Consider the following 6,261-nt stretch of genomic DNA (forward strand, 5'->3'; position numbering starts at 1 on the left):
TGAGCTGAATCATCCGATTCAGTTCATTTGAAATAAAATCTTTATCTTTTCTCATAAAAAACAAGAAAATAAACTCTTGCTCGTGTTATAATTTAGACATCATCTCCTCTCACAGTCATCAACACTTTCTTTTGAATTGACTTCAGTATAAGACACAGGGGCGGTACACTCGGGGACGCTGTGGTACTCCTCGGTACACTTTGGGACGCTTCGGCAGAAAGGCTCAATATGACATTTACAGAGTTTGTAAGCCGTCTTTATCCTATCCTTGGGGAAGGGAGCAGCACTTATACTTTTGCAAAATCCATGCTTTCTTCTATAACTACAGAAGCCGCTGCTGAAATCCTTGATAAGCACACAAACGACACTTATAAGTCCTATTTCAACGGCAAGAGAACTGTCAGCAAACTTGCAAAGGAACTGGCACCTTACATCGAACCAGAAAATTTTATCAGCTATATAGACGAACTTCCCTCAGATGCATTGAGAGACTCCTTATGCAAGAACTTCTCCGATGTTTTATCTGATGCCACCCCCTTCAATATAGGGGAGGAACTTTCTGTTGTGTTCGCCAGTATTCTCCGAAAAGAAGCCTCAAAAACAAGAAAAGCACCCCAGAGAAAATCCTCTGAGGAGCCTCATGAAGAAGCGGATGATGGACGAACAGCTGTTTTGGATGAATCGGACAATAAAATAACCGTTATCCATCATCAGACAAATGTGGTTCAGAACGGAACCAACAATGTCAATCTGACAAATAACGGTACAATGACTTTCAATCTGTGAGGTTGTCTATGAACGAACTGTCACGCATTTCTCCCGTGCAGCCGGCTGCTTACAATCTGAACCAGACTGGTGATAAAAACATCAATATATTCAATCATGCCGACGGTGTGATTAATCTTATATCCCCATCTCCGTTGCAAGTTTCGGAGCAGAATACAGAGCAGCTTATCGCCATACAGAACTTCAGCAAAGAATACTATCAGCTGATTGTCACAACGACAGAAGATATTTTCACGAGCAACGAGCTCATCATTCCCGTTGACCAAGCTTTGACCCCAAGCCATGCTCCTTCGGAAATATACGACCGATGCGCCGCCTTATCTGAAGCTGGCATTGAGGAGTTGAAAACATTTCCAGCTCTGATATGTAACGAAAATACAGAATATCACGGCGTGACAGATGCCAAACAACGGGCAATATACGGTTATATCAAACGAATAAAAAAAGAAGGCAGAAATATCAAAATTTCATTTTGTCCCCTAGCTGTGTTTTCCCAACAAAAGTTATGTGAAAATCCCGCCTCTATTTACTTTGACCTCAACATGGGATGTGCTCTTACAGATTTAAACCGCAGTGCATGGTCGGTTCATAAAGTGAATCTTTTTAAGGCTTTCGATGTCATCAACCTTTCAAATATGCCGCGACCGTAGTGATAAAGGAGGAAGCGTTATGTCAACAAAACTTCCATGCGAGATCACAAAAATCGTACTGGACGACGCCAGCTACAAAGGAACCACGACTGAGGTTTTTCCTACCTATATCAATTATTTCTTCGGCAACAACGGAACAGGAAAATCCACCCTCGCCGGTGCAATCGGAAAAGGTATCGGCGTCTCCTATGCCCCGGGAAAATCGTTCTCGGATTACATCATCCATGTATTTGATCAAAATTTCATTGATGGTAACATGAATCGCTACCATAATCTTCCGGGCGTTTTCACGATCAACGAAATAAATGTGGACATACAAAAGCAGCTCGACAAAAATACAGAAGAGCAAACTGTTGCAAATAAACTCTTTGCCGAGGCGGCAGCAAAAAAAGATGAGAAAACAAAAGAGAAGGACAATCTCCTCGACAAAATGTATAAGGAGTGTTGGAAAAAGTCAGGCGAACTACGAACTGTTTTTGAAAAGACCCAGGATGGAAAGAAAAGAGCAAAGCTATTCACCGAGGCTGTAACAGCACATTCTCCTATCGAACATAACATAGATGAAATGAAGCGAATGTACGAGTCCGTGTATTCGACATCCGCAAAAACCTATCCCCCCTTCAGTGAACTTGACAATCCTGCCGTTCTGGATTCTCTGGCAGGACAGGAAATTCTGGGTCAAGCAATCGTAAATACCTCAAATACACCATTTGCAGACTTTCTAAAAAAGGTCGGTTCAATCCAATGGGTGCGTCAGGGACATGATGCGTATCATGCAGCAGCCGAGGGGTACTGCCCCTATTGTATGCAGGAGCTTCCTTGCAATTTTGAAGAGATGCTGTCCGCAAGCTTTGATGACCAATACAACGAAAGCCTCTCAAAACTCAATGAATTTCTCTCGACATACAGGGCATCTGCCAATCAACTCTTCATTTCATTAAGTAAGCTGCCGGCAGAAATATATCCTTCGGTTGATGTAGCGCCCTATAATGAGAAGTTCACCGTTATAAAAGCCGCCATTCAATCAAACGTCGATAAAATCAAAGAGAAAGTAGAATCCCCCGCTTTGGTCGTTACATTGGAAGAAACTGCGCCTCTGCTCCTTGAATTATCAACGATGATTCAAGGCTATAACAAGCTCATCGACGCAAATAACGAGCTTGTTGCAGCCGGGCCGAAGAAGAAAGCGGACTGCACAAAAGCTGTGTTTGAGCATATTGCTTTTACTCTCAAAGACGTCATCGACGGGTATACAAGGAGCGAGAAGGCTTTTGAGCAGGAGTTGACAAAACAACAAAAAATCATCGATGAACAGAGCGCTGTTCTACAAAGACTTCGAACAGAATATCGTACACTGAGCAGCAAGACCGTGGAAACCGAAACTGCCATGAACGCCATCAATACGATGTTGCGCGATACCGGTTTCCAAGGATTTGCAGTGCGCCCACATAAAGAAGCGAACAAGGCCGCTATCAACTATGAGGTCATCCGCACCGATACAGGAGAAATTGCAGAGAACCTCAGCGAAGGAGAGAAGAACTTCATCGCCTTCCTCTATTTCCAGCAGCTCGTGTTTGGAAGCTCAAATGCAGACGGAGAGTTCAAGGATAAAATCGTTGTAATCGACGATCCCGTTTCCAGTATGGACAGTAAGGCTCTGTTTGTCGTAGGCGCACTGGTCAGAAAGATGATCGAAATCTGTAGGAACAATGCGGACAATCGGAACGCCCTCGTTGCGGGTTTGTCAAGTAAAGTGTGTAAGTTTCTTATAGAGCGGAATATTTTCGGATCATCTGTCCGACCCGCTCATCAATACAGAGTTGATTCATCACAATCGCCCAGTTCTGAATGGAGTGTCCCTTCCATTTCTTGTACAGCTCCTTGATCCGTAAGTAAAGCACCTTGAACACAGCCGTCTCGCTTTGAAATGCCCCCTGCTTCGTTACTTTGCGAAAACTTGCATTGACACTCTCTATCGCATTTGTTGTGTACATGACACGACGGACATCACTGCCATATTGGTAAAGTTGTTCAACATGCCGGAAGTTGTCCTTCCATACGCGAATTGCGCCCGGATACTTGCTCCAAGTCTCACAGAATTTCTCAAATTCGCTCTGTGCAGCCCGAAGGCTAACTGCCCCATAGATCTTTTTAAGTTGTGCCGTAAATGCCTTGTAATCCTTGCTCGGAACGTATTTAAGAGAATTGCGTATCAGGTGACAATGCACCGCTGTACCACCACGTTCTTAAGATCGACTTTGCGCCGTCTTCCAGGCCGCTCACTCCGTCCATTGATATGAAGCCGATGTCCTGTACGCCGCGTGCTTTGATCTCGTCAAATACCTGCATCCAGTGATGTTTGCTTTCCGTATCGCCCATCCATAGCCCTAGAACGTCTTTCTTGCCTTTTAGGTCATATCCGAGGATCACATATACCGCTTGATCAGATACGCCTTTGTCACCGCGCATTGAAACATAGATACAGTCAACGAAGACAAACGGATAAAATGCCTTGAGCGGTCGATTTTGCCATTCATGCAGCTCGTCAAGCACACTGTCTGTAATATGCGAGATTTGCTCAGCACTGAGCATAAAGCCATAGATGTCATCGATGGTGGAGGAGATGTCTCGCTGACTCATTCCTCTGGCATACATCGCGAGGACTTTTCTTCAATGGACGAAACGTCCGTCTGTCTTTTGGGAACGATTTGCGGTGTAAAAGAGCCGTCACGGTCTCTTGGGACGCTGATGGGAACCTCGCCTGCCGAGGTTTTGAGGACTTTGGGGGTATATCCGTTGCGGCGATTTGCTGTATCCTTTTCGCTGCGCTCGTTGCTCATGTAACCGAGATGGTTTTCCATCTCGCCGTTGAGCATGGCTTCAAACATGGGACCGAAGATTTCTTTGAGGGCGTTTTGCATGTCTTCTACACTCTTGGGCTGATACTCTTCGATAATTGCCTTAGCGAGCGTTGCACCGCGCCGTGGGAGCCTCTTTGACATAAGGGTTCCTCCTTAGTTTTTGACTTCCCCTCACCGGGAGTGTTCCTAAGCTGTCTTCCTACTTACACAGTTTATTATACACTCCCCTCGTTGCAGGGAACTTCATCAAGCAGATATTTATACTCACACACAACGCGTATTTCCATAGGGAAGTTTCCTACCCTCATGTGAAGCGATACCGTTTTGTGTCCTTCTATCTCATTCAGAAACGTGATGGAAAATCATCCATCCGTCTGTGCGAATGCCCAAATCCCAACTGCCCTTCAGAGCAGATGAACGTAAACCCTGTCAAAAATTCCTATGCAGCACTATGGGAGGAATACAAAGAAGTCTCCTCCCCCATCCCTTTGATGAATATTATCCGCCAAATTTTAGAGTATTACTTCCTACAACTTTGCGGATACGAAGGAGAGTCACTGAGGAAACGCATACTCGAGGATCACAAGGAGGAGTTTATATGTGATAATGATTACACAAAGTTCGATATGGCTTCTTCCATGTTATCCTACATTTCAAGCACAGCATATGCCATCAACGACGATATGCACTATGTGGACGATTGCTCTGATACCGATAAGTGCCGCGATACCTTTAGAATGATCTTCCAACACATGGGACAAGAACAGCATTTTGAGATGATGGTCGGGCTATAAACTATATCAGATGCATAGAAGTGTAGCAGGCACTATGTGTCCTTATCATGCGAGAAAAGAGTGTGTGAAAGAAATTCTGTAAAAACTTCTGACTCGAAGGAATAAGGACTTCTATGGTAAAATCAAATCATGGGAGGTCTTTGTTTATGGCAAAACAACAAAAAGAAGTTCACAAAGTCAAAATGACCGATGGGAAAAGAGCGATCATTCAGCAGCTCTTTCAAGAGTATGACATTGAGAGCACATCCGACATCCAAGACGCACTAAAAGACCTGCTGGGTGGAACCATCAAGGAAATGATGGAGGTGGAAATGGACAGCCATTTAGGCTACGAAAATCCCAACGCTCCGCCAATGAGAACGCTCGCAATGGGTACAAATCCAAGACATTAAACAGCAGCTATGGGAGCGTTCGGATTGAAGTCCCCCAAGACCGGCAGTCTTCTTTTGAACCACAGGTGGTAAAAAAGCGGCAGAAGGATATCTCTGCGATTGATCAGAAAATCATATCCATGTATGCCAAGGGAATGACTACGAGACAGATTTCCGAAACGATCAATGACATCTACGGTTTTGAGGCATCGGAAGGATTTGTATCCGACGTAACCGATAAGATTCTGCCCCACATTGAGGAATGGCAGAACCGCTGCCTTGTCAGCGTTTACCCGATCGTTTTCATTGGATGCCATCCATTTTTCCGTGCGTCAGGACAGCATCGTAAGCAAACTTGCGGCCTACGTCGTTGTAGGGATTAACGATGCCGGGCGAAAAGAAGTCTTAACCATTGAAATTGGAGAAAATGAGAGCAGCAAATATTGGCTTGGCATTCTTAACAGCCTAAAAAATCGGGGGGGTTCAAGATGTTCTTATCCTTTGCTCTGACGGGCTCAGCGGGCTCAAGGAAGCGGTAGAGGCGGCCTTTCCGGAAACGGAGCATCAGCGCTGCATCGTACACATGGTACGCAATACCCTGAAATATGTGGCGCATAAGGACATGAAATTCTTTGCCAAGGATCTTCGCAGCATATACACGGCTCCTGATGAAAAGACCGCCCTCAAAAGACTAGAAGAGGCAGATAAAAAATGGAGTTCCCATTATCCAGCGGCCATGCGGAGATGGTACGATCATTGGGACGTCATAACACCGATATTCAAGTTCTCTATGGGGGTT

The 6,261-nt window shown here is 44.9% G+C and carries 7 protein-coding genes and 2 pseudogenes; 8 read left to right on the forward strand and 1 reads right to left on the reverse strand.

Going from position 1 to position 6,261, the window contains the following annotated elements:
- Positions 1 to 180: 180 nt before the first annotated feature.
- From HMPREF9162_RS05200 to HMPREF9162_RS11915, 3 genes are read left to right on the forward strand one after another with little or no spacing between them, the layout of a single operon-like run.
- Positions 181 to 786 (forward strand): hypothetical protein, encoded by a 606-nt coding sequence (locus HMPREF9162_RS05200; RefSeq protein ID WP_217490385.1) that lies wholly within the window; start codon positions 181 to 183, stop codon positions 784 to 786.
- A gap of 8 nt (positions 787 to 794) precedes the next feature.
- Positions 795 to 1,436 carry a hypothetical protein gene (locus tag HMPREF9162_RS05205; RefSeq protein ID WP_009438404.1) on the forward strand — a complete coding sequence of 214 codons (642 nt, stop codon included), beginning with the start codon at positions 795 to 797 and terminating at the stop codon, positions 1,434 to 1,436.
- A 19-nt stretch (positions 1,437 to 1,455) separates the two neighbouring features.
- Positions 1,456 to 3,321 (forward strand): AAA family ATPase, encoded by a 1,866-nt coding sequence (locus HMPREF9162_RS11915; RefSeq protein ID WP_071586903.1) that lies wholly within the window; start codon positions 1,456 to 1,458, stop codon positions 3,319 to 3,321.
- On the opposite strand, the pseudogene HMPREF9162_RS05210 reads toward HMPREF9162_RS11915, so the two are convergent.
- Positions 3,203 to 4,438 (reverse strand): annotated as a pseudogene (locus tag HMPREF9162_RS05210) (IS256 family transposase). The gene HMPREF9162_RS11915 and the pseudogene HMPREF9162_RS05210 sit on opposite strands and share 119 nt — an antisense overlap.
- A 50-nt stretch (positions 4,439 to 4,488) precedes the next feature.
- Between HMPREF9162_RS05210 and HMPREF9162_RS11920 the strand changes: the two are divergent.
- The 5 genes and pseudogenes from HMPREF9162_RS11920 to HMPREF9162_RS12720 all read left to right on the forward strand — a co-directional run.
- Complete coding sequence (locus HMPREF9162_RS11920) at positions 4,489 to 5,091, forward strand: AAA family ATPase (protein WP_083801389.1); 603 nt, start codon at positions 4,489 to 4,491, stop codon at positions 5,089 to 5,091.
- Between the two features lie 146 nt (positions 5,092 to 5,237).
- Positions 5,238 to 5,483: a conserved domain protein gene (locus tag HMPREF9162_RS12705; protein WP_009438491.1), complete on the forward strand. Its 246-nt coding sequence runs from the start codon at positions 5,238 to 5,240 to the stop codon at positions 5,481 to 5,483.
- 8 nt (positions 5,484 to 5,491) lie between these two features.
- Positions 5,492 to 5,845, forward strand: a pseudogene (locus HMPREF9162_RS12710) (transposase); the annotation flags it as partial.
- Positions 5,790 to 5,972, forward strand: coding sequence for a transposase (locus HMPREF9162_RS12715; RefSeq protein ID WP_254655358.1), 183 nt, complete (start codon positions 5,790 to 5,792; stop codon positions 5,970 to 5,972). The pseudogene HMPREF9162_RS12710 and the gene HMPREF9162_RS12715, both read left to right, overlap by 56 nt.
- A partial coding sequence (locus tag HMPREF9162_RS12720) for a transposase (protein WP_254655359.1) occupies positions 5,959 to 6,261 on the forward strand: 303 nt, incomplete at its 3' end. The genes HMPREF9162_RS12715 and HMPREF9162_RS12720, both read left to right, overlap by 14 nt.

The sequence above is a fragment of the Selenomonas sp. oral taxon 137 str. F0430 genome (genome assembly GCF_000183625.1).
Taxonomy (GTDB): Bacteria; Bacillota; Negativicutes; order Selenomonadales; family Selenomonadaceae; genus Centipeda; species Centipeda artemidis.